Genomic DNA, 25,191 nt, shown 5'->3' with positions numbered 1-25,191 from the left:
TCGCGGCGGCGCGGTCGGCGATCGGCAAGCCCTACGTGTGGGGCGCCAACGGCCCGTCCGGCTTCGACTGTTCGGGCCTCACCCAGTGGTCGTACGCACAGGCGGGCGTCGGCCTGCCGCGCACCTCGCAGGCCCAGCGCTACGCGGGGCGTCAGGTGCCCCTGGCCCAGGCGCAGCCCGGTGACCTCGTGGCCTACCGCGACGACGCCAGCCACATCGGGATGTACATGGGCAACGGCCAGGTCGTGCACGCGCCCTACCCCGGAGCGCCCGTGCGCTACGACCCGGTCGGCATGATGCCGGTCTCATCGGTGACGCGGATCTGACCGGCGGCCCGCCGCCCGCTGCCCGTACGATCTGAAACGTGGCTGGTCGCGGGCGTGGGTCGTGGGTCCTTGGAATCTGTGTCGCCCTGCTCGTCGGGTGCGGCGGTCCGCCCGCGCCCGACGCCGCGCCCGGAGACGTGCGCCGGCTGCTCGACCGGCGCGCGGACGCGCTGCTCGACCGGGACGCGAAGGAGTACCGCGCGACGGGCCGCGATGCCGAGGCCGCCGAGGTCTACGACAACCTGCGCGAGGTCCCGCTCGAGTCCTGGCAGTACCGCCTGACCGCCTTCAGGCGGGACGGCGAGCGGGCCACGGCGACCGCGGACCTGCGGTACCGCATCAAGGGCTACGACAGCGAGCCGCTGACCACCTCGCGTCTGCTGACGCTGGAGGAGCGCGAAGGACGGTGGTACGTCGCCGCTGAGCGCCCCGCGAAGAAGGCCACGGAGCAACTCTGGGACCAGGGGCCCGTCACGTCCGTACGGGGCGCTCACAGCCTTGTGCTCGGCATCGGGCGCAGCGAGCGGGACGAGACGACGCTGCGCGGGTACGCGGAACTCGCCGACCGCGCGGTTCCCCTGGTGCGGGGCGCCTGGCCGGGCAAGTGGCCGCAGCGGGTCGTCGTCCTTGTGCCCAGGTCCCTGGACGGCATGGCCGGGCTGCTCGGGGCGCCGGCTTCCGGGTATCAGGGGATCGCGGCGGTGACCACGGGGGAGACGGGCGGCTCCGGTGAGGCACCCGCGGACCGGATCATCGTCAACCCCGAGGCGTACGGCGTCCTCGGCGACTTCGGCAAGCAGGTCGTCCTCACCCATGAGACGACCCATGTCGCGACCCGCGCGCACACCTCACCGGCGACCCCCCTGTGGCTCTCCGAAGGCCTCGCCGACTGGGTGGGCTACCGCGGCACGGGCCGCACCCCCGCGCAGGCGGCCCCCGAACTGCGCCGTGCCGTCCAGCGGGGCCAACTGCCCGGCGCGCTCCCCGAGGACGGTGCCTTCGGCTTCAGCGGGGACGCCGGTGAGCTGGCCCAGGCGTACGAAGGGTCGTGGCTGGCCTGCCGGATGATCGCGGACCAGTGGGGCGAGGCGAAGCTGACGGGCTTCTACGAAGCGGTCGGCGCGCACAAGAAGCGGCCGGGGGCCTTGGAGGACGCGCTGCGGGACGTCCTGGACGTCACTCCTGAGAAGTTCACGGCGCGGTGGCGTACGTATCTGCGCTCGGAGCTCGGCTGACCTCACCGGGCGCCGACGCGCGCTCGGCGGCCCGGGGTTCGGACACCGTCTGCCGCCACAGGTTCCGGCAGGCGATCAGCGCCGCCGCGACGAGCAGACCATTGCGTACGAAGAGCAGGGCGATGCCCAGCGGATCGCTCGCCACCACGTGCGAGAACCAGATCGGGAACTCCAGGAACGTGACGAACGTGGCCGCGAGCACCAGGCGCGCGGGCAGCACCATGCGGCTCGCACGGAACGCCAGGCACACGGCGGCGGCCCCGACCAGCCACAGGAGGTACTGCGGGCTGATCACGCGGCTCGTGGCCGTGAAGAGCAGGACGGCGACGAAGGCCGCGTCGGCGACCGTGCTCGCCGACCAGGCACGCGCGCGCAGCCGCCACACGACGAGCCAGCAGAAGGCCGCAAGCGAAAGCCCCTGCGCCACCGTGCTGACCAGCGTGACGTACGGGCCGAGGAACTCCACCGAGCCGTAGTTGAGCTGCACGTCGCCCTGCCAGCCGAGGTGGCGTGCGACATGGAAGACGAGCGCGCCGAGCGACTCGACCTCGGTGCCGCGGTCGCGCTGGAAGGTCAGGAAGGCGAGCGCGCCGGGCATCGTCACCAGGAAGGCGAGGGTCAGACCGGCGGCGGTGGCGACCGCCGCGCCCCAGGAACTCCGGGTGGCACGCGCGCGTGGCATGCCGATGAGCAGCAGGGCGGGCCACACCTTGAGCAGCGCGCCGAACCCCGCGAGCGCGCCCATCGTGCGGGGGTGCCGCGCCCCGGCGAGCAGCGCGGCGACCGCGACGGCCGTCACCATCACGTCGTAACGGGCGTACACGGTCGGCCCGAGCAGCGCCACGCCCACGACCCATACCCAGGCTCCCCGCAGGGACTTGCCGGGCCTCAGGCCCGCGTACAGGAGCAGCCCGCAGGCGAGCGCGTCGGCGAGGAAGGCGAGCACGAAGAAGGCCGACGCGTAGCCGACGAAGGGCAGCAGGGCGGGGGAGAGGATCGCGAGGGCCGCGGCAGGCGGGTACTGCCAGGTGACGTCGTCGAGCGGGAAGGTGCCGGTGCGCAGGACCTCGTACCAGCCCTGGTAGATGACGGAGACGTCGCTGGTCACGTCGGGGCCTGGGGCGGTGAGCACCTTGAAGACGCAGAGCAGCAGCACTGTCCTGGTCAGGACCCACACGGTCAGGATCCGCGCCACGCACACCACGCCCCTTTTCGGATACTTCATTGTGGTTCGGTGAGCCATGATGCCGGGCGCGGCTGTGAATGGGCCACGAGGCGGGGCCGTCCGGGAGCCGAGGCCGTTCCACGCTCTCGCGGGCTTTCGGTACTGTCGGCGACGATGCACAAGACCCTGATCGTCACGAACGACTTCCCGCCCAGGCCCGGTGGCATCCAGGCGTTCCTGCACAACATGGCGCTGCGCCTGGACCCCGAGCAGCTCGTCGTCTACGCCTCCACATGGAAGCGGGGGCGAGAGGGCGCCGAAGCGACGGCCGCCTTCGACGCGGAGCAACCCTTCAAGGTCGTACGCGACCCCACGACGATGCTGCTGCCGACCCCGCGCGTCACGCGGCGCGCGGTCTCGCTCCTGCGGGAACACGGCTGTGAGTCGGTGTGGTTCGGGGCGGCGGCGCCCCTGGGGCTCATGTCGCCCGCGCTGCGGAAGGCGGGCGCGAGGCGCCTTGTCGCCACGACACACGGGCACGAGGCGGGGTGGGCGCAGCTGCCCGCGTCACGCCAACTGCTCCGCCGTATCGGCGATTCGACGGACACGATCACCTATCTGGGTGAGTACACGCGCTCGCGCATCGCCGCGGCGCTTACGCCTGCGGCGGCGGGGCGGATGGTCCAACTGCCGCCGGGCGTCGACGAGAAGACGTTCCACCCTGGATCGGGCGGGGACGCGGTGCGGGCCCGCCTGGGGCTGACCGACCGGCCGGTCGTGGTGTGTGTCTCGCGCCTTGTGCCGCGCAAGGGGCAGGACACGTTGATTCTGGCCATGCCCCGGATCCTGGCGGCGGAGCCGGATGCGGTGCTCCTCGTGGTGGGCGGCGGGCCTTACGAGAAGGAGCTGCGGAAGCTGGCCGCCGAGACACGGGTCTCGGACTCTGTCCGCTTCACCGGGGCGGTGCCTTGGGAGGAACTCCCCGCGCACTACGGCGCCGGGGACGTCTTCGCGATGCCGTGCAGGACCCGGCGCGGGGGCCTTGACGTCGAGGGCCTCGGGATCGTCTACCTGGAGGCTTCGGCGACCGGCCTCCCGGTCGTGGCCGGGGACTCCGGCGGGGCGCCGGACGCGGTGCTTGACGGTGAGACGGGGTGGGTCGTCCGGGGCGGCTCGCCTGAGGCGGCGGCGGACCGGATCGTCACCCTGCTCGGCGACGCGGAGTTGCGGCAGCGGATGGGGGAGCGGGGCCGGGAGTGGGTGGAGGAGAAGTGGCGCTGGGATCTCCTGGCGGAGAGGCTGCGGGAGTTGCTGTAGCGCCTAATGGGTTGCCGCTGGGGGTTGTTGCGCGACTGACGGCCGTCACGGGCTGAGCGCGCAGTTCCCCGCGCCCCTTAAGGGGCGCGGGGAACTGCGCGAGCAACCAGCCACGACCAGAAGTCGCGAAGAGAACAGTGCCCCCACGGCGAGTGGGCGGCCCCGCAAACGCTACCCGCGGTAAATCGCCTCGATCTCGTCCGCGTAGTCCTTCGCCACAACATTCCGCTTCAGCTTCAGCGAAGGCGTCAGGTGCCCCGACTCCTCGGTGAACTGCGAACCGAGAACCCGGAACTTGCGCACCGACTCCGCCTTGGAGACCGCCGCGTTGCCGTCGTCCACCGCGCTCTGGATCTCCGCGAGGAAGTCCACGTCCTCCCGCAGGGAAGCAGCCGTGGAGCCTGCGGGCTTTCCATGGTCCAGGGCCCAGCGGCCCACAAACTCGTCGTCCACCGTGACGAGCGCGCCCACGAAGGGGCGGCCGTCGCCCACGACCATGCACTCCGCGACAAGCGCGTGCGCGCGGATGCGGTCCTCGATCACCGCGGGAGCGACGTTCTTGCCGCCCGCCGTCACGATGATCTCCTTCTTGCGGCCGGTGATCCGGAGGTAGCCGTCCTCGTCGAGCGTGCCGATGTCACCGGTGTGGAACCAGCCGTCGGCCAGCGCCTCTTCGGTCGCGCCCTTGTTGTTCCAGTACTCCGTGAACAGGTGCTCGCCGTGCAGCAGCACCTCGCCGTCGTCGGCGATCCGGACGACCGAGCCGGGCAGCGGCTGGCCGACCGTGCCGATCTTCTGGCGGTCCCAGGGGTTGAAGGCGGTGGCAGCGCACGACTCCGTCAGGCCGTAGCCCTCAAGGACCGTGAAGCCGATGCCGCGGAAGAAGTGGCCAAGGCGCTCGCCGAGCGGCGCGCCGCCCGAGATCGCGTACTCGCCGCGCCCGCCGAGGACGGCCCGCAGCTTGCTGTAGACCAGCTTGTCGAACGTCTTGTACTTGATCTTCAGGCCGAGCGAGGGGCCGCTCGGGGTGTCGAGCGCGCGGCTGTACGCGATCGCCGTGTCCGCGGCCTTGTCGAAGATCTTGCCCTTGCCGTCGGCCTGCGCCTTGGCGCGCGCCGAGTTGTAGACCTTCTCGAAGACGCGCGGGACGCCGAGGATCATGGTCGGCCGGAACGACGCAAGCTCGTCCGTGAGGTTCTTGACGTCGGGCGCGTGGCCCAGCTTGATCGGCGCCATCAGCGCGGCGACCTCAACCAGGCGGCCGAAGACATGGGCGACGGGGAGGAAGAGGAGGACGGAGCACTCGCCGGTGCGGAAGAGCGGCTTGAGGCGCTCCACCACGTTTCCGCACTCCGCGAAGAAGCTGCGGTGCGTGAGGACGCAGCCCTTGGGGCGGCCGGTGGTGCCCGAGGTGTAGACGATGGTGGCCGGGTCGTCGGCGCCCGCGACCGCGCCGCGCTCGTCGACGGTCTCCTCGGAGACGTCGGCGCCCGCGCGGTTCAGCTCGTCGACGCCGCCGCGGTCGATCTGCCAGACGTTGACCAGGTCGGGAAGCCGGTCGCGCACGGAGTCGACGGCGGCGGTGTGCGCGTCGAGCTCTACGACGATGGCCACGGCGCCGGAGTCACCGAGGATCCACTGGATCTGCTCGGCCGAGCTCGTCTCGTACACCGGCACGGTGACCGCGCCCGCGCTCCAGATCGCGAAGTCGAGGAGCGTCCACTCGTAGCGGGTGCGGGACATCAGGGCGACGCGGTCGCCGGGGTGCACTCCGGAGGCGATGAGTCCCTTGGCGGCGGCGCGCACCTCGGCGAGGAAGGTCTTGGCGTTGACGTCCTGCCAGGCGCCGTTCACCTTGCGGCCGATGACGGCGACGTCCGGGTGCTGCGCGGCATTTCTGCGGACGATGTCGGTCAGATTGCCGTCCGCGGGGACCTCGTACAGGGCCGGAAGGCTGAACTCGCGCAAGACTGCTGCTCCTACATAGGGCGCCGGCGCCACGACGTTGTGCGATGCGACGGTGCGGTCCAAGATCGGGCAGGTGCTCCGTGGGAATGGGGGGGGAGAAGGCTGGAGCACTACTGGACTGCCCGGACGTTACCCATGGGTATGGCTTGTTCGGTAGGGGGTCCGGGCCAGATGTTCGCTGCGTCACACGTCGTTGTGGTCTGAACCGCACAGTACGCCACGCCATTCCCGACTCGGAAGTAACCGCAGGTCCGCCCCCTTCTCCATGCTTCTCGGGGCCTCTACCCACGTTTGCCCGCTCGTTCTAGGGTGATCGGCATGCCAGGTTTCCGGGTCAATGTGGTCAGTGACGTGCACGGCAACACAAAGGATCTCGCCCGCGCGGGCGAGGGAGCCGACGCGCTCATCTGTCTCGGCGACCTGGTGCTCTTCCTCGACTACGCCGACCACACGCGCGGCATCTTCCCCGACCTCTTCGGCAAGGAGAACGCCGACCGCCTGGTCGAGCTGCGCACCGACCGCCGCTTCGAGGAGGCCAGGGAGCTTGGCGCGCGACTCTGGGCGGGCATAGACCGCGGTCCTGCCATCGAGAGCGCGGTGCGCAAGCAGTACGCCGAGATGTTCGCCGCCTTCCCCACTCCGACGTACGCCACCTACGGCAATGTCGACATGCCGACCCTGTGGCCCGAGTACGCGGGCCCCGGCACCACCGTCCTCGACGGCGGGCGGGCCGAGATCGGCGGCCGGGTCTTCGGGTTCGTCGGCGGCGGCCTTCGCACGCCCATGCGGACGCCCTACGAGATCAGCGACGAGGAGTACGCGGCCAAGGTCGAGGCCGTCGGCGAGGTCGACGTGCTCTGCACACACATCCCGCCGGACATCCCCGAGCTCGTGTACGACACCGTCGCGCGCCGCTTCGAACGCGGCAGCCGCGCGCTGCTCGCGGCCATTCACAAGACCCGCCCGAGGTACGCACTTTTCGGCCACGTCCATCAACCGCTCACCCGGCGGATGCGGGTCGGAGCGACCGAGTGTGTGAACGTGGGGCACTTCGCGAGCTCGGGCAGGCCGTGGGCCCTGGAGTGGTGATGGTGGGCCACTTCGTGCGCGGTAGCCTTCACGCGTCACACACGTAGACACCACCCCCCGTACCTGACCGCATCTGGAGGAGCCACAGCGATGGCGGAACACACCAGCTCGAGCATCACGATCGAGGCGGCACCGGCCGAGGTGATGGGAGTGATCGCCGACTTCGCGCGCTACCCGGACTGGACGGGTGAGGTGAAGGAGGCCGAGGTGCTCGACACCGACGACCAGGGCCGCGCCAAGCAGGTCCGCCTCGTCATGGACGCGGGCGCGATCAAGGACGACCAGACCCTCGGGTACACGTGGACCGGCGAGAACGAGGTCAGCTGGACCCTCGTCAAGTCGCAGATGCTGCGGTCGCTCGACGGGTCGTACCTCCTGAAGCCCGCGGGGACCGGCACGGAGGTCACGTACAAGCTGATCGTCGACGTCAAGATCCCCATGCTCGGGATGATCAAGCGCAAGGCGGAGAAGGTCATCATCGACCGGGCGCTCGCGGGTCTCAAGAAGCGAGTGGAGTCCGGTCCCCAGGACTGATTACCGCGGAGCGACGGGCGGGCGGGAGGGAGAGATCGCCGCGAAGCGGCGGCCCGAACTCACGTACCGTTCACCCTTATGCGCACCCTCCTCGTCACCGGCCCCGGCGGCTCGGGCAGAACCACCGTCGCCGCGGCCACCGCACTGTCCGCGGCGAGCGAGGGGCACCGGACCCTGCTGATCTCCGCCGACCGCGTCGACACCCTCGGCGCGGAACACGCGAACCTCACCGTCCGGAGACTGACCCCCGGCGAAGAGTTCCGGGACGACCTCCTGGCCCTGCAGCAGCGCGCGGGATCCGCGCTCGACCTGCTCGGCGCCGGACGCCTCGAGGGCGAGGAACTCACCCCGCTGCCCGGCAGCGACGAGCTGGCTCTGCTGAGGGCCCTGCGCGACGCCGGGCAGGGCGGCGCGTACGACACCGTGGTGGTGGACCTGCCCCCGGTGCCCCGCGTCCTCGCGGTCCTCGCGCTCCCCGAGCAGCTCCGCCGCTATCTCCGCAGGCTGCTGCCGGCCGAGCGGGACGCGGCCCGCCCGCTGCGGCCCATCCTCGGCCGTATCGCGGGCGTCCCGATGCCCGCGGCCTGGCTGTACGAGACCGCGGCCCGCTGGGACATCGAACTCGCCGCCGCCCAGGCCGTGATCGAGGCCCCGGGCACGACCGTCCGCCTCGTCGCAGAGCCGGGCCACGCGGGCGCCGACGCGGTACGCGCCGCCGCCACCGGCCTCGCCCTGCAGGGCCTGCGCACCGACGCCCTGCACGCCAGCCGGGTCCTGCCCGACGACACCGCCGACACCTGGTTCGCGGGGCTCATCGCCCAGCAGCGCAAGACGCTGGCCGAGTGGCAGGAGACGTACGGCGAAGGCCTCGGCCCGCTCCCGCACCTGGGGCACGATCCGCGCGGCGCCGACGACCTGGCCGCCCTGGGCGTGCCCGCTCCCGGCGCGGCCCCGGAGCCCGTGAAGTGGCCCGTCTCCGACGCCCTCGCGGACGACGGCGTCCTGATCTGGCACATCCCGCTCCCCGGAGTCGTACGCGAAGAGCTCGGGCTCATACGGCGCGGTGACGAACTGGTCGTCACCGCGGGTCCCTTCCGGCGCATCGTCACCCTGCCGTCCGCCCTGCGCCGCTGCACCGTCGCCGGCGCCGGACTGCGCGACGGCGAGCTGCGGGTGCGGTTCGCGCCCGACCCCGATCTGTGGCCGCAGACACGGTGAACGGGCAACCGCCGTTCGGGTAACGTCGAGAGTACGAATCCTTAGCCGCCCTCCGCAGGAGTCTGTCCGTCATGAGTGAAGCCACCGAGCGCGAAGCGCCCGAACCTGAAGCGGCCGACACCGACGCCGACGCGTGGCAGAAGGCGTGCGCCGAAGACCTCGCGGCGGAGAAGGCCCGGCGCCGTGCCCAGTACGGGCCGCCGCCCGGATCGGCCGGAGAGGAGCTGCGCAAGCTCGTCGACGCCGTCTCGGAGAAGCTGACCGGACTCCAGGGTCCGCTGTTCGGCGCGGTCGCGCAGGGCGCCGTCGAGCAGACCGTGAAGCAGGTCGTCCAGCAGGCGAAGGCCGCCGTCGAACCGGTCATCGAGCGCAACCCCGACGTCTTCGACCACCTGGCCGCCGCGGGCAGTGAACTGCTCGCCGCCTACCGCTCCGCGGTCGAGGGCCAGGAGGGCCGCTGGACCCGCGGCGGCGACGCGTCGAAGGGCCCCGACCCGCGCGACGAGGGCCCCGGTCCCGCCGAACACATCGACTTGGACTGAGCCCCCCTCGGGTACGGTTGCCCGTAGCGGGGCTCGACCGAAACTGAGGGACACATGGGACTCACCATCGGCGTCGATATCGGCGGCACAAAGATCGCGGCCGGAGTGGTCGACGAAGAGGGCACCATTCTCGACACCCACAAGGTGCCCACGCCGCCGACCGCCGAAGGCATCGTGGACGCGATCTGTGCCGCCGTCTCCGGGGCCGGCAAGGGGAACGACGTGGAGGCCGTCGGCATCGGCGCCGCCGGTTACGTCGACGACAAGCGCGCCACCGTTCTCTTCGCACCGAACATCGACTGGCGCCACGAGCCGCTGAAGGACAAGGTCGAGCAGCGGGTCGGCATGCCGGTCGTCGTGGAGAACGACGCGAACGCCGCGGCCTGGGGCGAGTACCGCTTCGGCGCGGGCCAGGGCCACGAGGACGTCATCGTCATCACGCTGGGCACGGGCCTCGGCGGCGGCGTGATCATCGGCAACAAGCTGCGGCGCGGACGCTTCGGCGTGGCCGCCGAGTTCGGGCACATCCGTGTGGTGCCCGACGGTCTGCTGTGCGGCTGCGGGAGCCAGGGCTGCTGGGAGCAGTACGCGTCGGGCCGCGCCCTCGTCCGGTACGGACAGCAGCGGGCCAACGCGACGCCGGAGGCCGCGGAGATTCTCCTCGGGCTCGGCGACGGCACGGTCGAGGGCATCCAGGGCAAGCACATCAGCGAGGCGGCCCGGCAGGGTGACCCCGTCGCCGTCGACTCCTACCGCGAACTGGCCCGCTGGGCCGGAGCGGGCCTTGCCGACCTGGCCTCGCTCTTCGACCCCTCCGCGTTCATCGTGGGCGGCGGGCTCTCCGACGAGGGCGAGCTGGTGCTCGACCCGATCCGGAAGTCCTTCCGGCGCTGGCTCATCGGCGGGCAGTGGCGTCCGCACGCGCAGGTCCTCGCCGCCCAGCTGGGCAACAAGGCGGGGCTCGTGGGCGCGGCCGACCTGGCTCGCCAGGGGTAGTTCCCGCCCGATCCCGCATCTCGTACGAGGCCCGCTGTCCCCTTCCGGGGCGGCGGGCCTCGTCGTGGCGGCACCCCGCAGCGCGTATCTTGATCCCCATGGTGACGCTGCCCAACTCCCGGACCGAAGACGACGGTTCAGCCGTGGTCCGGGTGCTCAGTTACAACATCCGGTCCATGCGGGACGACACCGACGCGCTGGCCCGGGTCATCGCCGCCTGCGCGCCCGACCTCGTACTCGTGCAGGAAGCGCCCCGCTTCTTCCGGTGGCGCAAGAAGCTGGCGCGGCTCGCCCGCGCCGCCGATCTCGTGATGCTCTCGGGCGGTGCCACCGCGTCGGGGCCCGCGCTGCTCTGCTCGCTGCGCGCCACCGTCGAGCGGACCGAGGACGTGCTCCTTCCGCTGACGCCAGGCCTGCACCGGCGCGGCTTCGCGACCGCCGTCGTACGGTTCGGTGGCGCCAGGCTCGGCGTCCTGAGCTGTCACTTGAGCCTGCAGAGCGACGAGCGGTACGCACAGGGCGGGATGCTGCTCGACCGGCTCGCCGGGCTCGGCGTGGAGCACGCCGTCGCGGGCGGCGACCTCAATGACGGGCCCAAGGGCCGTACGTTCCGCAGGCTCGCCTCGGAGCTGCGGGACTGCTGGGCGACCGCGCCCTGGGGCGGCGAGAACACCTCGACACCGGGGGACCCGCATCAGCGCATCGACGCGATCTTCGCCACGCCGGGGGTCGAGATCCTCGGCTGCGGTGTGCCGCCGGAGCTCGACGGGGTGAGCGAGGCGGATCTGCGGGCGGCCACCGACCATCTGCCGGTGCTCGCCGCCCTCAGGATTCCCGCCGCCCAGGGAGCGGCGCGCGCCTAGACCACCGCGCCGCGGCCCGGGTCGTCGTCCTCTTCGTCGTCACCCTTCATCCGCGACACGAGCGTGCCGAAGCCGCCGAGGAAGCCGCCGATGCTGAGGGTGGCAAGCCACCACGTCATCTGCCAGCCGAGCAGCACCGCGAGCAGCATCAGGACCGGGCCGCCGAGCACGGCGAGCCAGGCGAACTTCGCCGTGACGTCCGCGGCGGGCAGCGGCGGGGGCTCCGGCGGGACGAAGTGGCCCTCGTCGTCCGCGCCCAGGTCGTCGTCCGACGCCTCGGGCGCGTCATAGTCACGCGGGCCGCCGCCCACGCCGGGGGCGAAGGAGACGGAGCCGCCCAGGCTCTTCTTGGACCCGGAGTCGTCCGGGTCGTCGGGGGCGGTGGCGTTCTTGGCTTCCCCTGAGGCCGGCTCCGGGGTGTCGTTCGTCTCCGGCTCGAGCAGCGCCAGGTCCTCGACGGACTTGAACGGCTTGGCGCCGGGCGGGTCCGCCGGCTCCTGGCCGTACCCCGCGACGATCGCCTGCCAGGCCGCGTCCTCGTCGAGCGGCAGCCCCTCGGAGGGCTCCTGCCGCTTCTCCGGCTCGCGGCTCTCGTCGCCGTCGGGTTCGATTCGGTCCTGCTCAGCCACCGGTGGCCGTCCCTTCCTTACCGACACTGGGGGCGAGCCGGCCGATGAACGCGTAGCTCTCCTCGAAGATCCGGTCCGCATCGTGGTCCAACGTCGCGACGTGGTAACTCTGTTCCAGGATGGTCTCGGTGACGTCCGTGGACGACACCCGGCCGAGGATCCTGGCCGAGTCGGCGGGCGGCACCACGTGGTCCTGCGGGCTGTGCAGCAGCAGCAACGGCTGCGTCACCTGCGGCAGTTCACGGTCGAGCCGCTGGAAGAACCGGCGCAACGAGTACGCCGCGTGCAGCGGGACCCGGTCGTACGCGAGCTCCTCCGAGCCCTCCAGGGCGATGTCGCTGGAGATGCCCGGCGTCGTGGGCACCAGATGCCGGGCGAGCGGCAGCGCGTGCGCGGCCAGGCCGTGCACCTTGTTCGCCGGGTTCACCAGGACGATGCCCCGCACCTCGTCGCCGTGCTTGGCGGCAAGACGCAGCGCGAGCGCGCCGCCCATGGAGAGGCCGAAGACGAAGACCTCCGTGCAGCGCTCCTGGAGCCCGCGCAGCTCGCGCTCCACCTCCGCGTACCAGTCCTGCCAGCCGGTGACCTGGAGGTCCTCCCAGCGTGTGCCGTGCCCGGGCAGCAGCGGGAGCGAGACGGTCAGACCCCGCTCCGCGAGGTACTCCGCCCAGGGGCGCAGGGACTGAGGGGATCCGGTGAAGCCGTGACAGAGGAGGACGCCGACCTCGCCGCCCTCGTGGCGGTACGGCTCGGCTCCGGGGAGGACCGGCACTTCGGTCTCCTTCGTGAGATGTGGCTGCGGGGTGGGAGTACTTCACCGTACGCGACCGGACTGACACCGACCAGGGTCGTCGGGCCCTTTGGGCTTACCGCGGGTTAAGGTCTGATCCACACATAACAGGAGGCACACGGTTTGATCTACGGCGCAATGAAGGTCGCCATCGGAGGGCCGCTGAAGCTCGGCTTCAGGCCCTGGGTGGAAGGCCTTGAGAACGTACCCGCCGAGGGACCGGCCATCCTGGCGAGCAACCATCTCTCCTTCTCGGACTCCTTTTTCCTGCCCGCCGTCCTCGACCGCAAGGTCACCTTCATCGCGAAGGCGGAGTACTTCACGTCTCCGGGCGTGAAGGGCAAGCTCACGGCGGCCTTCTTCAAGGGAGTGGGCCAGCTGCCCGTGGACCGCTCCGGCGGACGCGGCGCGGGCGAGGCCGCCATCAAGAGCGGCATCGAGGTACTGGAGCGCGGTGAGCTCTTCGGCATCTACCCGGAAGGCACGCGTTCGCCCGACGGGAGGCTCTACCGTGGCAAGCCCGGCGGCCTCGCGCGCGTGGCCCTCGCGACCGGGGCGCCCGTGCTCCCCGTGGCGATGATCGACACGGAGAAGATCCAGCCGCCCGGCAAGGTGGTGCCGAAGCTGATGCGGCCCGGCATCAAGATCGGCAAGCCGCTCGACTTCCGCCGGTACCACGGCATGGAGCACGACCGGTTCGTCCTGCGGGCGCTGACCGACGAGGTCATGTACGAGATCATGAAGCTGTCCGGCCAGGAGTACGTGGACGAGTACGCGACGGCCGCCAAGCGCCGCCTCTCGGACGCGGCGAAGGCCGAGAAGGAAGCGGAGAAGAAGGCGGAGAAGGCGGCCGCGGCGGCCGAGAAGGAACGGTCCGGCGCGTAATCGCGTCGCTTCAGGGGTGAGTGGTGCAAGGGGAGCCGGCCTGGGTCCCCAAGGGGTGGGGGACATGACCAAGCGCGTACGCGTCATGAGGATGTCGGTCGAGCAGCCGCTGTGGCGTGCGCTGACCGGCTACCGCGTACTGACGATGCTGTACGCGATCGGCCTCTTCGTGGCCGCGCACGAGAAGTTCGACCGCCCCTGGGTGGCCATCGCGTACTACGTGGTGCTCGCCGGCTGGACCATCGGCACGCTGCCGAAGGTCGCGAACGCCGCGAACTGCACCAAGCGGTTCCTGATCACCGACCTGACCATCGCGCTGGTCGGCATCCTGCTCACGCCGGTCGCCGACTCGCACCAGCGGATCGTCCACGACGGCCCGACGCTGCCGTCGATATGGACGGCGGGCGCGGTGCTCGCGTTCGCGATCAAGGGCGGCTGGCGGTGGGCCGCCTTCGCGTCGGCGCTCGTCGGCGTCGCCAACATCGCGCAGCGCGGCAGGCCCACCCAGGACACGCTGCACAACGTCCTGCTCGTCTGCATCGCGTCCATCGCCATCGGATACGTCGTCGAGGTGGCCCGCGCTTCCGAGCGCACCCTCGCCCGCGCCCTGGAGATCGAGGCCGCGACCCGCGAGCGGGAGCGCCTCGCCCGCGACATCCACGACAGCGTGCTCCAGGTCCTCGCGATGGTGCAGCGGCGCGGCAGCGCGCTCGGCGGCGAGGCGGCGGAGCTCGGCAAGATGGCGGGCGAGCAGGAGGTCGCGCTGCGCACGCTGGTGGCGGGCGGTCTGGTCCGTACGTCGCACGAGTCGGAGGACGCCTCGCTGGGGGCCGTCGTCCGCGCGGTGGACGAGCCGGACGGCGACGCCGACGACGGAGACATCTGTGACCTGCGGTCGCTGCTCTTCCCGTACGCGGGCGCCCGGGTGACCCTCTCGGAGCCGGGCGCTCCGGTCACCCTTGAGCCGAAGGCCGCGCGGGAACTGGCCGCCGCGGTCGCCGCCGCCCTGGACAACGTCCACCGGCACGCGGGCCCGGACGCCGCGGCCTGGATCCTGGTCGAGGACGAGCCGGACGCCGTGATCGTGACGGTGCGGGACGACGGCCCCGGCATCCCCGAGGGGCGGCTCGCGGAGGCCGAGGGGGAGGGGCGGCTCGGTGTCGCCCTGTCGATCCGGGGGCGTCTGCGGGACATCGGGGGCACGGCCGAGCTGATCTCGGTGCCGGGCCAGGGCACGGAAGTAGAACTGAGAGTCCCACGGGGGAAGGCAGGAAAGGAACGATGAACGAGCAGCAACTGCGGGATGCCGACGGCGGCAAGGACCCGGTCAAGGTCATGGTCGTCGACGACCACCCGATGTGGCGGGACGCCGTCGCCCGCGACCTCGCCGAGGCCGGCTTCGACGTGGTCGCCACGGCGGGCGACGGAGAGCAGGCCGTGCGCCGCGCGCAGGCCGCCGCACCCGACGTCGTCGTACTCGACCTGAACCTGCCCCTGAAACCGGGCGTCCAGGTCTGCAAGGAGCTCGTCGCCGCCAACCCCGCCCTGCGCGTGCTCGTCCTCTCGGCCAGCGGCGAGCACGCCGACGTCCTGGAGGCGGTCAAGTCCGGCGCCACCGGCTATCTCCTGAAGTCGGCGTCCACCGCCGAGCTGACCGACGCGGTGCGCCGCACGGCCGTCGGCGACACGGTCTTCACGCCGGGCCTCGCGGGCCTCGTCCTCGGCGAATACCGCCGCCTGGCATCCGATCCGGCGCCCGGCGCCCCGGACGACCCGAAGGCCCCGCAGCTCACCGACCGCGAGACCGAGGTGCTCCGCCTCGTCGCCAAGGGACTGAGCTACAAGCAGATCGCCGAGCGCCTGGTCATCTCGCACCGCACCGTGCAGAACCACGTGCAGAACACCCTGGGCAAGCTCCAGTTGCACAACCGCGTGGAGCTCGTGCGGTACGCGATCGAGCGGGGTCTCGACGACGCCTGACCCCTCATAAGGGTGAACCCGCATGATCAACTCCCCTGTACCGGACAGGAATTGACCGTCCGCACCGTCCCTGAGTGACCTGGATCACCATTAGCGTGACTCGTAATCAGGTCACTGAGGGAAGGGACTTTTCCATGCGGGTCGGAGTACTGACCGGAGGCGGCGACTGCCCCGGACTCAACGCCGTCATCCGGGGCGTCGTCCGCAAGGGCGTGCAGGAGTACGGCTATGACTTCGTCGGCTTCCGGGACGGCTGGCGCGGTCCACTGGAGGGCGACACCGTCCAGCTCGACATCCCGGCCGTGCGGGGCATCCTGCCCCGGGGCGGCACCATCCTCGGATCCTCGCGCACCAACCCGCTCAAGGCGGAGAACGGCGTCCGCCGGATCAAGGAGAACCTCGCGAAGTACGAGGTCGAGTCCCTCATCGCGATCGGCGGCGAGGACACCCTCGGCGTCGCCGCGCGGCTCACCGACGAGTACGGCATCAATGTCGTCGGCGTACCGAAGACCATCGACAACGACCTGTCCGCCACGGACTACACCTTCGGCTTCGACACCGCGGTGGGCATCGCCACCGAGGCGATCGACCGCCTTCACACCACCGCCGAGTCGCACATGCGGGTCCTGGTCTGCGAGGTCATGGGGCGGCACGCGGGGTGGATCGCGCTGCACTCCGGGCTCGCGGGCGGCGCGAACGTCATCCTCATCCCCGAGCAGCGCTTCGACGTCGACCAGGTGTGTGCCTGGGTGACCTCGCGCTTCAAGGCGTCGTACGCGCCGATCGTCGTCGTCGCGGAAGGGGCCATGCCCAAGGACGGCGAGATGGTCCTGAAGGACGGGACGCAGGACTCCTTCGGGCATGTGCGGCTCTCGGGCGTGGGGGAGTGGCTGGCCAAGGAGATCGAGGGGCGGACCGGCAAGGAGGCAAGGACCACCGTCCTCGGGCACGTCCAGCGCGGCGGGACGCCCAGCGCCTTCGACCGGTGGCTGGCCACGCGCTTCGGGCTGCACGCCATCGAGGCCGTGCGGGACGGCGACTTCGGGAAGATGGTCGCGCTGCAGGGGACGGACATCGTGCGGGTTCCGATCGCCGAGGCGACGGCCCGTCTGAAGACGGTGGATCCGAAGCTGTACGCCGAGGTCGGGGTGTTCTTCGGCTGATGTCCTTCGGCTGAGCCGGGCGACTCGGTGGGACGCCCGGTGGAACGGCCCCGGTTTCCGGGTGCCGTCCCACCGGGTGGTACATAGACTCGCCGCATGGAGATCCTCGCCTTCGGCGTGCAGGCCGATGAGAAGCCGCTGATCGAGAGGGCCTTCGAGGGGCACCACGACGTTCGCTGCCTGGACGTCTTCCTCACCGAGGACACCGCCCCCATCGCGGCCGGGTACGAGACCGTGTCCACCAGCGTCAACGCCGATCTCGGCAACCGCGTCCTGCAGACCCTCGCCGCGGGCGGGACGCAGATGATCGCCCAGCGTTCGACCGGGTTCAACAACATCGATCTCCAGGTCGCCGAGCGCCTGGGCTTCACCATCGCCCGCGTCTCGTACTACTCGCCGTACTCCGTCGCGGAGTTCGCCTGGACCCTGGCGATGGCCGTCAACCGCCGCATCGTCCGCGCAAGCAACCGGACCCGCGACTTCGACTTCAGGCTCGACGGCCTGATGGGCCGGGATCTGCGGGGCCGCACGGTCGGCGTGCTCGGCACCGGGAAGATCGGCGAGGCCTTCACCCGGATCGCGCACGGCTTCGGGATGAAGCTGCTCGGCTGGGACGTCGCGGAGAATCCCGCGTGCGTCGGGCTCGGCATGAAGTACGTCGCGAAGGAGCAGCTCTTCGCCGAGGCCGATCTGATCAGCCTGCACGTCCCGCTGCTCCCCGCGACGCAGCACATCATCGACGCCGACGCGCTGCGGATGATGAAGGACGACGCGATCCTGGTGAACTCCAGCCGCGGCGGCCTGATCGACACCGACGCCCTGGTCTCGGAGCTGCGGATGGGGCGGTTCGCGGGCGTCGGGCTCGATGTGTACGAGGCGGAGGCCGGGCTCTTCTTCCTCGACAAGTCGCTCGAAGCCGTCGAGGACGACACCCTGGCCCGCCTGGTGACGTTCCCGAACGTCGTGGTCACCTCGCACCAGGCGTACTACACCGTGGACGCGGTCAGCCAGATCATCGACACCACGGTGCGCAACGTCCTGGACTACAAAGAGGGCCGCCGCAGCGAGAACGTACTGGTCCCGGCGGCCCCCACGGCTTAGACGAGCACCCCGGAGAGCAGTTCGCGCACGATCGCCGTGCCGCGCAGCGAGAGCACTGACTCCGGGTGGAACTGCACGCCCGCGAAGCCGGGCCCCCGCAGCGCGTGCACCTCTCCCGTGGCCGCGTCCCTGCTGACCTCGATGCCGTGCGCGGCCAGTTCCAGTGCCGTCTCCTCGTCGCAGTGGGCCACGAAGCTGTTGTAGAAGCCGACCGTCTCCGGCCGCCCGAACAGGTCGATCCGCGTCTGGGCGCCCTGGTACGGGACCTCCTTGCGGACGATCTCCAGGCCCAGCTCGGCGGCGAGCAGTTCGTGGCCGAGGCAGACGCCCAGGACGCCGTATCGGTGATCGCGGATCACCTCGGCCGCCAGCGAGCGCAGGAAGGTCATCTTCGGGTCGGCGGGGTCCGAGGGATTGCCGGGCCCGGGGCCCAGGATCAGCGGGCCCTCGTGGGCGAGCGCCGCTTCGCGGAGGCCCGGCTCGTCGTAGCGGCGTACGGAGACGGTGAGGCCGGAGGAGCGAAGGAGATGCGCCAGCATCGCCGTGAACGTGTCCTCGCCGTCGATCACCAGGGCGTGCCCGGTCAGCTCCGCCGTCGTTCCCCAAGCTCTCAACTCCGTTCGAGCAGGGGAGGCCCCAATCTGCATCTGCAGCCAGAACGGCGCGAGCCCGGCCCGCCTGCTGTCGAGCGCCGCCCGCACCCGAGGGTCGTCGGCAAGGGCGGGGCGTACGCGCTCGTCGCGGGGCCGTCCGGGACGCACCCCGAGGGCGGCGAGGACGCCCGCCGCCTTGGCGTGGGTCTCGGCCACCTCGCCCGCCGGGTCCGAGCCGCGCACCAGCGTCGCGCCGACCGGGACCCGCAGCTTGCCGTCCCCGGAGATGTCGGCGGTGCGGATCAGGATGGGGGAGTCGAGGGTCTGCGCGCCGCCCGCGTCGCGGCCGATGAGGGCGAGGGCGCCCGCGTAGTAGCCACGTCCGCCCGCTTCGTGGCGCTCGATGACGCGGCAGGCGTTCTGCACGGGCGAGCCGGTGACGGTCGCCGCGAACATCGTCTCCTTCAGGACCTCGCGCGCGTCGAGGGACGACTTGCCGCGCAACTCGTACTCGGTGTGCGCGAGATGGGCCATCTCCTTGAGCCGCGGCCCGACGACGACACCGCCCATGTCGCCGACGGTGCACATCATCTTGAGCTCCTCGTCGACGACCATCGACAGCTCCTCGGTCTCCTTGCCGTCGGCGAGGAAGCCGAGCAGATCGTCCGCCGTGGGGCCATCGGCCGGGTAGCGGTAGGTCCCGCTGATCGGGTTCATGACGACCGTCCCGCCGGACATCCGCACATGCACCTCGGGGCTCGCCCCGACCAGGGTGCGGTCCCCGGTGTGCACGACGTACGTCCAGTAGGCGCCCCGCTCGCCCACGAGCAGCCTGCGGAAGAGGGCCAGGGCGTCCGCCCTGCCGAAGCCGGGGATCTCACCCTCGTACGTCCGGCGGATGACGAAGTTCGCGCCCTCGCCCCGCCCGATCTCCTCGCGCAGGACCCGCCCGACGATTTCCCCGTACGCGGCGTCGTCGACGTCGAAGGCCCCGCCCTCGACGCGCACGTCATGCGTGGGCAGCGCCGACAGGGCCTCGGAGAGCGGGAGTTCGTACGTCTCTTCGGGGGTCAGGACCGCGAGCGGCGTGCCGTCGTCGCGTACGTCGAATCCGCGCTCCCTGATCTGCCGGAAGGGGATCAGGGCGAGGCCCTCGTCGGGGATGTCGGCGAGCCGGTCGTACGTACCGACCGCGCCGATCAGGACCTCGACCGTGTCGTGGTCGTGGCCGGGCGTGCGGCGGCGGAGCACGGCGAACGGGCGATCGTCGTCGACGAGATCGAGCAGGTGCGGATGGGAATGCTCGGTTTGCATGGGGTCGGTTCCTTCTCACTCGGAGAGGAACGGCCCGGCCCGGAGACGCTGGTCCGGAAAACACTGAAGGCCGCCCCTCGGGCGGCCTTCGCGAGTCTCGATACGCGCAGAATCAGTGGGCCGCCGGATGAGCGGGCCACCACCAGTTTCGGGTTGTCTGCGCGTGCATGTTCCGCACCCTAGCGCATCATCAGGACGTCCAGGGCCTCGTCGAGGTACGCGTCGAACTCGTCGGCCACGGGCAGCGCCGACGGCACCGCGTGCCCGAGCTGCGCGTGCCCCAGATAGACCGTGTACGCGAGCAGCCCGCGGCGCCGCGCCTCAGGTTCGGGGAAGCCGAGCCCGGCGAACAGCTCGGCGACGTACGCCACCCGGCGCTCGGTCACGCGGCGCAGGGCGTCGGCGACATGGGGGTGCGCGGCCGTCGCCAGGAGCGAGACCTCCAGGGAGCCGGAGGTCGCCGACGCGATGGCCTCGCCGAAGAGCAGGCGGACGCGCCGGCGTGGGTCGGGCTCGGCCTCGACCTCGCTGATCATTTCCTCGGTGTGCAGCTCCGCCCAGCGGTTCAGGGCGGCCTCGATGAGCGCGTCACGGTTGGCGAAGTGCCAGTAGAAGCTCCCCTTGGTGGTGCCGAGCCGGACGGCCAGGGGCTCCACGGCGACGGCCGCGAGACCGCCTTCGCCGATCGCGGTGAGGGCGGCGTCCGCCCAGTCCTGAGCGGTCAGGCGGGGCTTCGCCGCGGGCTTCCTCTGCTGCCGTTGCACCATGGCCATACGCTACCGTATGGTCGACCATACGCCAGCGTATGGAGGTTCGCGATGAGCACGGTACTCAACGAACACGAGCGCGTGATCAAGGCTCCGGCAGAGGTGGTCGGCGCCCTGCTCGACCGGCTCTCCGCCGAGGACGACCCGCTCTTCCCGACGCCGGCCTGGGCGGCGATGATCTTCGACCGCCCGCTCGGCGTGGGCGCGACCGGCGGCCACGGCCCGGTCCGCTACAGCGTCACGGAGTACGAGCCGGGCCACCGCGTCCGCTTCGACTTCACCCCGCCGGACAACGGCTTCCATGAGCTGAGCGTCGAGCCGATAGGGGAGCGGCGCTGTCGCGTCCGCCATGTCCTGGAGACCCGGCCGCACGGCAAGGACCGCCTCCTGTGGTCCGCCGTCGTCCGGCCCCTGCACGACACGATCATCGAAGAGGTCTTCGACAACATCGAGCGTGCGGCGACGGGCGGCTGCGCCCGCCCCGTGCGCTGGTCGCCCAGGGTGCGGCTCTACAACCGGCTCATGTGGAGCCGCCCGGAGACCGTCGGGGTGCCGGAGTCCGCCCACCTGATCCGCACCGCCGTCGACCGTCCCGGCTACGAGGACGCGTACCGCATGGAACTGCTCCCCGGGCAGCCTCGCGACCCGGAGGCCTGGACCGGCATCCTGCGCGACGCCTTCCCGGTCATCGACCGCGACGGCGACGAGTTGCTCCTGGAAGTGGAGGCCCGGGGCCTGACGGCACGCGCCTCGATCCTGGTCGACGAGCGGTACGTCACCCTGAGCTCCACCGTGCGGGCCGACACCCTGCGCGGGCGGATCTACTGGGGCGTGGTGAAGCAGGCCCACCCCTTCATGGCCCGCATGATGCTGCGCCGCACGCACCGGAGGCTCGCCCTGGCGACGCCGAGCGCGGGCGAGCGTGAGCTGGAGCGCCGGCGCTCGGCTGTGTCGGGTCCGTCTCACTTGGTGAGCGGGTGAATGGACGGCGGACATCACCCCGTAATGTTGTGGGGGTGACCGTGAACGCTAAGACCACCCCAACCGGTGGCAACACCTGGCGAGACCTTCCCGCGGCGCAGCAGCCCGAGTACCCCGATGCCGAGGCTCTGCGCGATGTGATCGCGGACCTCGAGTCGTATCCGCCGCTCGTCTTCGCGGGCGAGTGCGACCAGCTGCGCGCCCGACTGGCCTCCGTCGCCAAGGGAGAGGCGTTCCTGCTTCAGGGCGGCGACTGCGCCGAGGCCTTCGACGCCGTGTCGGCCGACCACATCCGAAACAAGCTGAAGACGCTGCTCCAGATGGGCGCCGTCCTGACGTACGCGGCCTCCGTGCCCGTCGTGAAGGTCGGCCGCATCGCGGGGCAGTACTCGAAGCCGCGCTCCAAGGGCACCGAGACCCGTGACGGCGTGACCCTGCCGACGTACCGCGGCGACTCGGTCAACGGCTTCGACTTCGACGAGAAGTCCCGCGTCCCGGACCCCGAGCGCCTGAAGCGGATGTACAACGCGTCCGCGTCGACGCTCAACCTGGTGCGCGCCTTCACGACCGGCGGTTACGCCGACCTGCGCCAGGTGCACGCCTGGAACCAGGACTTCGTGAAGTCGTCCCCCTCGGGCCAGCGTTACGAGCAGCTGGCGCGCGAGATCGACAACGCGCTCAACTTCATGCGCGCCTGCGGGACGGACCCGGAGGAGTTCAAGACCGTCGAGTTCTACGCCTCGCACGAGGCGCTGCTCCTCGACTACGAGTCGGCCCTCACCCGCGTGGACTCGCGCACCGGGCGGCTCTACGACACCTCGGCCCACATGGTCTGGATCGGTGAGCGCACCCGTCAACTGGACGGCGCGCACATCGAGTTCGCCTCCAAGGTGCGCAACCCCATCGGCATCAAGCTCGGCCCGACGACGACCCCGGAGGAGGCGCTGCAGTACATCGAGCGCCTCGACCCGGACCGCGAGCCCGGCCGTCTCACCTTCATCGTCCGCATGGGCGCCGACAAGGTCCGGGACAAGCTCCCCGAGCTCGTCGAGAAGGTCACCGCCTCCGGCGCGACCGTCGCCTGGGTCACCGACCCGATGCACGGCAACACCTTCGAGGCGGCATCCGGTCACAAGACCCGCCGCTTCGACGACGTGCTCGACGAGGTCAAGGGATTCTTCGAGGTCCACAAGGGCCTGGGCACGCACCCGGGCGGCATCCACGTCGAGCTCACCGGTGACGACGTCACCGAGTGCGTGGGCGGCGGCGACGAGATCTTCGTCGACGACCTGCACCAGCGCTACGAGACGGCCTGCGACCCGCGCCTGAACCGCAGCCAGTCCCTGGACCTGGCGTTCCTGGTCGCGGAGATGTACCGGGACCAGTAGGCGCCGGGTACTGCCCGGTGAACGTACGAGTGGGGCGCGGATCCATGTGATCCGCGCCCCACCGGCGTAACCGGGGCTTTTGCGCTCCGGGAGTGGCGGGTAAGGTTAGGTTAGCCTCACCGATCAATCGGGACGGGCACTACTTATCGATCCCGATCGAGAACTCACCGGGGAGGTGGACCGCATGTTCGTCTGCAACTGCTTCGGCATCACCGAGGAACAGGTGAAGAAGCATGCGGACGGCGGTGCCTGCACCCCCCGCCAGATAGCGTCGGCCTGCAAGGCGGGCACGGACTGCGGTTCGTGCGTACGCCGCATCCAGGCGCTGCTCGGCCGGGGCGCGTGCCCCACCCGCGACCTGGTGAAGGAGGGCAGCCCTGCGGCGGCTCTCGCTCCGGAGACGGAACTTCCGGAAGCTGCCTAGCTCTCCGGCTGCTCGATGAGCTGCGAGATGTAGAGCGGCTCGCCCAGCTTCTCGACCAGTTCGAGCTGGGTGTCGAGATAGTCGATGTGGTGCTCCTCGTCCTCGAGGATCGACTCGAAGATATTCGCGGAAGTGATGTCTCCCTTGCCGCGCATCACCTCGATCCCGCGCTTGAGGCGGTCGATCGCCTCCGCCTCGATCTGCCGGTCGGCCTGGAACATCTCCGTGACGGTCTGGCCCACGCGCACGTGGAAGAGCCGCTGGTAATTGGGCAGGCCGTCGAGGAAGAGAATCCGGTCGGTCAGGATCTCCGCGTGCTTCATCTCGTCGATCGACTCTGACCGGGTGTACTTGGCGAGCTTCGGCCAGCCGAAGTTCTCCTGCATCTTGGCGTGGAGAAAGTACTGGTTGATCGCCGTGAGCTCGGCGGTCAGCTGCTCGTTGAGAAATTCGATGACCTCGGGGTCGCCCTGCATCGCAGAGGCTCCTTCCACGTGGTAACTGGGCAGGTTCCGCGCATCCTTGCACCGGCGTGAGAGGCCGTCCAGTAAGTGCATGCTTAGTAGGAGTTGCCCCAATCAACGGCCGACCGGCGTCCGTCGGCGGCCTCCTGGTCACGTCCATCGCCCCGGGTCTGTCAGGATGGAGACATGGGTCAGCCGGCGGATCGCGCATCTCGGGAAGCAGTGGAGCCGGAGCTCCCACCGGGGCAGCGACTCCAGCGGGGCTGGCCGGTCACACACTACGGCCCGGTGCCGAAGTTCCGCCCGGAGCGCTGGGAGTTCAGGGTCTTCGGGGCCACCGCCGACGGGGACAAGCACTGCTGGACGCACGAGGAGTTCTCGGCCCTTCCGTACGCCACCGTGGTCGGCGATCTGCACTGCGTCACGAAGTTCAGCATGCTCGGCGCCGAATGGGGCGGTGTCCCCGCGCGTGCGCTGGTCGAGATCGCGCCGCCCGCGCCCGATGCCACCCATGTGATGGTCTGGGCCGAGTACGGCTTCAGCTCGAATCTGCGGATGGCCGACTTCATGGACGAGCGCACGATTTTCGCCACCCACAAAGGGGGCGAGCTGCTGACCGCGGAGCACGGTTTTCCGCTGCGGCTCGTGGTGCCTCATCTGTACGCGTGGAAGGGCCCCAAGTGGGTCCGTGGCATTGAGTACATGACCGCCGACCGCCGCGGCTTCTGGGAGGAGCGCGGCTATCACAACGTCGGCGACCCCTGGACCGAGCAGCGCTACTCGTACCAGGAAGAGCCCGGGGACGGCCCCGAGCTCTAGTCCTGCGGTCTTCTGTCTTCTGTCTTGCCTGGTCAGTGGTGGTACTGGTGCACCACGGCGTGGCCCTTGCCGCGGCCGATCATCCACTTGTTGACCGGGGTGGTGATCACGAAGGCGGCCGCCAGGGCGATGGCGAGGATCCACCAGAACATGGGGTCCGACAGGTGGGCGTCCATCGCTCCCGGCCAGAGCGCGATCACGCCGTTGTCGATGAGCTCCATGACCGCGATGGACAGGGTGTCCGCGGCGAGCGCGACCCGGAACGCCGTCCGGAAATCGACGCCTGCCTTGAGGATGCCGCGCAAGGTCAGGGCGTATCCGAAGAAGAAGGCCAGGATGATCGCGAGGATCATCGTCTGCATGTTGCCCCAGCCGAGCGCTGTGCCGATGACCATGCCGAGGATCTCGCCGATGGCGCACCCGGTGAGGCAGTGCAGGGTCGCCTGGGCCGCCATGCGCCAGCTGACCTTGCCCATGCCGCCGGGGGCGTGACCGTCGTGACCGCCATGCCCGTGCCCGTGCTCGTGGTGCGCGTGCTCGGCGTGAGTCTCGTGACCGTGCTGCATGAGAAGCCCCCAACGTCGGATAGCCGTTCCTGCCGCCTGACAACAACGGTATACCCCTAGGGGGTATTCCTCAA

The 25,191-nt window shown here is 70.6% G+C and carries 27 protein-coding genes; 18 read left to right on the top strand and 9 right to left on the bottom strand.

The window, feature by feature from the left end:
- Positions 1 to 326 (top strand): C40 family peptidase (locus ABD378_RS09900; RefSeq protein WP_344520191.1); only part of this gene is annotated, 326 nt, incomplete at its 5' end.
- A 38-nt stretch (positions 327 to 364) separates the two neighbouring features.
- A complete protein-coding gene (locus ABD378_RS09895; protein WP_344520190.1) occupies positions 365 to 1,561 on the top strand; it encodes a hypothetical protein in 1,197 nt (398 codons plus the stop codon).
- Here the strand turns inward: ABD378_RS09895 and ABD378_RS09890 are convergent.
- On the bottom strand, positions 1,518 to 2,786 hold the full coding sequence (locus ABD378_RS09890) for a glycosyltransferase 87 family protein (protein ID WP_344520189.1): 1,269 nt from the start codon (positions 2,784 to 2,786) through the stop codon (positions 1,518 to 1,520). The genes ABD378_RS09895 and ABD378_RS09890 overlap by 44 nt on opposite strands.
- Before the next feature lie 114 nt (positions 2,787 to 2,900).
- Here ABD378_RS09890 and ABD378_RS09885 point away from each other — a divergent pair, with 114 nt between their 5' ends.
- The gene (locus tag ABD378_RS09885) at positions 2,901 to 4,043 is read left to right on the top strand and encodes a glycosyltransferase family 4 protein (protein ID WP_344520188.1); all 1,143 of its coding nucleotides are present in this window, start codon (positions 2,901 to 2,903) and stop codon (positions 4,041 to 4,043) included.
- 171 nt (positions 4,044 to 4,214) lie between these two features.
- Here ABD378_RS09885 and ABD378_RS09880 read toward each other — a convergent pair whose 3' ends face one another.
- Positions 4,215 to 6,011: an AMP-dependent synthetase/ligase gene (locus ABD378_RS09880; RefSeq protein ID WP_344520187.1), complete on the bottom strand. Its 1,797-nt coding sequence runs from the start codon at positions 6,009 to 6,011 to the stop codon at positions 4,215 to 4,217.
- Positions 6,012 to 6,350: 339 nt separating this feature from the next.
- Between ABD378_RS09880 and ABD378_RS09875 the strand changes: the two genes are divergently transcribed.
- The 6 genes from ABD378_RS09875 to ABD378_RS09850 all read left to right on the top strand — a co-directional run bounded on the left by ABD378_RS09875 (position 6,351) and on the right by ABD378_RS09850 (position 11,253).
- Positions 6,351 to 7,100: a metallophosphoesterase family protein gene (locus ABD378_RS09875; RefSeq protein ID WP_344520241.1), complete on the top strand. Its 750-nt coding sequence runs from the start codon at positions 6,351 to 6,353 to the stop codon at positions 7,098 to 7,100.
- A 90-nt stretch (positions 7,101 to 7,190) separates the two neighbouring features.
- Positions 7,191 to 7,634 carry an SRPBCC family protein gene (locus ABD378_RS09870; RefSeq protein WP_344520186.1) on the top strand — a complete coding sequence of 148 codons (444 nt, stop codon included), beginning with the start codon at positions 7,191 to 7,193 and terminating at the stop codon, positions 7,632 to 7,634.
- A 78-nt stretch (positions 7,635 to 7,712) separates the two neighbouring features.
- A complete protein-coding gene (locus ABD378_RS09865) occupies positions 7,713 to 8,852 on the top strand; it encodes an ArsA family ATPase (RefSeq protein ID WP_344520185.1) in 1,140 nt (379 codons plus the stop codon).
- Between the two features lie 71 nt (positions 8,853 to 8,923).
- The gene (locus tag ABD378_RS09860; protein ID WP_344520184.1) at positions 8,924 to 9,394 is read left to right on the top strand and encodes a DUF5304 domain-containing protein; all 471 of its coding nucleotides are present in this window, start codon (positions 8,924 to 8,926) and stop codon (positions 9,392 to 9,394) included.
- 54 nt (positions 9,395 to 9,448) lie between these two features.
- A complete protein-coding gene (locus tag ABD378_RS09855) occupies positions 9,449 to 10,390 on the top strand; it encodes an ROK family glucokinase (RefSeq protein WP_344520183.1) in 942 nt (313 codons plus the stop codon).
- Between the two features lie 98 nt (positions 10,391 to 10,488).
- Complete coding sequence (locus ABD378_RS09850; protein ID WP_344520182.1) at positions 10,489 to 11,253, top strand: endonuclease/exonuclease/phosphatase family protein; 765 nt, start codon at positions 10,489 to 10,491, stop codon at positions 11,251 to 11,253.
- Here ABD378_RS09850 and ABD378_RS09845 read toward each other — a convergent pair.
- Both ABD378_RS09845 and ABD378_RS09840 read right to left on the bottom strand, forming a co-directional pair.
- Positions 11,250 to 11,963 (bottom strand): hypothetical protein, encoded by a 714-nt coding sequence (locus ABD378_RS09845; protein WP_386545409.1) that lies wholly within the window; start codon positions 11,961 to 11,963, stop codon positions 11,250 to 11,252. The two genes, ABD378_RS09850 and ABD378_RS09845, sit on opposite strands and share 4 nt — an antisense overlap.
- Positions 11,875 to 12,654: an alpha/beta hydrolase gene (locus ABD378_RS09840; RefSeq protein WP_344520180.1), complete on the bottom strand. Its 780-nt coding sequence runs from the start codon at positions 12,652 to 12,654 to the stop codon at positions 11,875 to 11,877. Before ABD378_RS09840 ends, ABD378_RS09845 begins: the two co-directional genes overlap by 89 nt.
- Before the next feature lie 156 nt (positions 12,655 to 12,810).
- Between ABD378_RS09840 and ABD378_RS09835 the strand changes: the two genes are divergently transcribed.
- From ABD378_RS09835 to ABD378_RS09815, 5 genes are all read left to right on the top strand, one after another.
- Complete coding sequence (locus tag ABD378_RS09835; protein WP_344520240.1) at positions 12,811 to 13,557, top strand: lysophospholipid acyltransferase family protein; 747 nt, start codon at positions 12,811 to 12,813, stop codon at positions 13,555 to 13,557.
- 64 nt (positions 13,558 to 13,621) lie between these two features.
- On the top strand, positions 13,622 to 14,842 hold the full coding sequence (macS, locus tag ABD378_RS09830) for a MacS family sensor histidine kinase (RefSeq protein WP_344520179.1): 1,221 nt from the start codon (positions 13,622 to 13,624) through the stop codon (positions 14,840 to 14,842).
- Positions 14,839 to 15,537, top strand: a complete 699-nt coding sequence (locus ABD378_RS09825; RefSeq protein ID WP_344520178.1) for a response regulator — start codon at positions 14,839 to 14,841, stop codon at positions 15,535 to 15,537. The genes macS and ABD378_RS09825 overlap by 4 nt, the downstream gene beginning before the upstream one ends.
- Positions 15,538 to 15,671: 134 nt before the next feature.
- Positions 15,672 to 16,700 (top strand): 6-phosphofructokinase, encoded by a 1,029-nt coding sequence (locus ABD378_RS09820; RefSeq protein WP_344520177.1) that lies wholly within the window; start codon positions 15,672 to 15,674, stop codon positions 16,698 to 16,700.
- Positions 16,701 to 16,796: 96 nt separating this feature from the next.
- On the top strand, positions 16,797 to 17,801 hold the full coding sequence (locus tag ABD378_RS09815) for a 2-hydroxyacid dehydrogenase (protein ID WP_344520176.1): 1,005 nt from the start codon (positions 16,797 to 16,799) through the stop codon (positions 17,799 to 17,801).
- Here ABD378_RS09815 and ABD378_RS09810 read toward each other — a convergent pair.
- From ABD378_RS09810 to ABD378_RS09805, 3 genes are all read right to left on the bottom strand, one after another.
- Complete coding sequence (locus tag ABD378_RS09810; RefSeq protein WP_344520175.1) at positions 17,798 to 19,708, bottom strand: anthranilate synthase family protein; 1,911 nt, start codon at positions 19,706 to 19,708, stop codon at positions 17,798 to 17,800. The genes ABD378_RS09815 and ABD378_RS09810 overlap by 4 nt on opposite strands.
- A gap of 112 nt (positions 19,709 to 19,820) precedes the next feature.
- Complete coding sequence (locus ABD378_RS44155) at positions 19,821 to 19,877, bottom strand: trp operon leader peptide (RefSeq protein WP_351162541.1); 57 nt, start codon at positions 19,875 to 19,877, stop codon at positions 19,821 to 19,823.
- Positions 19,878 to 19,887: 10 nt separating this feature from the next.
- On the bottom strand, positions 19,888 to 20,475 hold the full coding sequence (locus ABD378_RS09805; RefSeq protein WP_386545414.1) for a TetR/AcrR family transcriptional regulator: 588 nt from the start codon (positions 20,473 to 20,475) through the stop codon (positions 19,888 to 19,890).
- A gap of 51 nt (positions 20,476 to 20,526) precedes the next feature.
- Here ABD378_RS09805 and ABD378_RS09800 point away from each other — a divergent pair, with 51 nt between their 5' ends.
- The 3 genes from ABD378_RS09800 (at position 20,527) to ABD378_RS09790 (ending at position 23,268) form a co-directional block, all read left to right on the top strand.
- A complete protein-coding gene (locus ABD378_RS09800) occupies positions 20,527 to 21,456 on the top strand; it encodes a DUF2867 domain-containing protein (RefSeq protein ID WP_344520172.1) in 930 nt (309 codons plus the stop codon).
- 35 nt (positions 21,457 to 21,491) lie between these two features.
- Complete coding sequence (locus ABD378_RS09795; protein ID WP_344520171.1) at positions 21,492 to 22,844, top strand: class II 3-deoxy-7-phosphoheptulonate synthase; 1,353 nt, start codon at positions 21,492 to 21,494, stop codon at positions 22,842 to 22,844.
- A gap of 184 nt (positions 22,845 to 23,028) precedes the next feature.
- A complete protein-coding gene (locus ABD378_RS09790; protein WP_344520170.1) occupies positions 23,029 to 23,268 on the top strand; it encodes a (2Fe-2S)-binding protein in 240 nt (79 codons plus the stop codon).
- Here the strand turns inward: ABD378_RS09790 and bfr are convergent.
- A complete protein-coding gene (bfr, locus tag ABD378_RS09785; protein WP_160504564.1) occupies positions 23,265 to 23,744 on the bottom strand; it encodes a bacterioferritin in 480 nt (159 codons plus the stop codon). The two genes, ABD378_RS09790 and bfr, sit on opposite strands and share 4 nt — an antisense overlap.
- Positions 23,745 to 23,918: 174 nt before the next feature.
- On the opposite strand from bfr, the gene ABD378_RS09780 reads away from it, so the two are divergent.
- Positions 23,919 to 24,551 carry a sulfite oxidase-like oxidoreductase gene (locus ABD378_RS09780; RefSeq protein WP_344520168.1) on the top strand — a complete coding sequence of 211 codons (633 nt, stop codon included), beginning with the start codon at positions 23,919 to 23,921 and terminating at the stop codon, positions 24,549 to 24,551.
- A 32-nt stretch (positions 24,552 to 24,583) separates the two neighbouring features.
- On the opposite strand, the gene ABD378_RS09775 is transcribed toward ABD378_RS09780, so the two are convergent.
- Positions 24,584 to 25,117 (bottom strand): DUF4396 domain-containing protein, encoded by a 534-nt coding sequence (locus ABD378_RS09775; RefSeq protein WP_344520166.1) that lies wholly within the window; start codon positions 25,115 to 25,117, stop codon positions 24,584 to 24,586.
- Positions 25,118 to 25,191 lie beyond the last annotated feature (74 nt).

The sequence above is a fragment of the Streptomyces rectiviolaceus genome, from assembly GCF_039533825.1.
GTDB classification, from domain to species: domain Bacteria; phylum Actinomycetota; class Actinomycetes; order Streptomycetales; family Streptomycetaceae; genus Streptomyces; species Streptomyces rectiviolaceus.
This window is presented reverse-complemented; position numbering and strand designations above follow the sequence as displayed.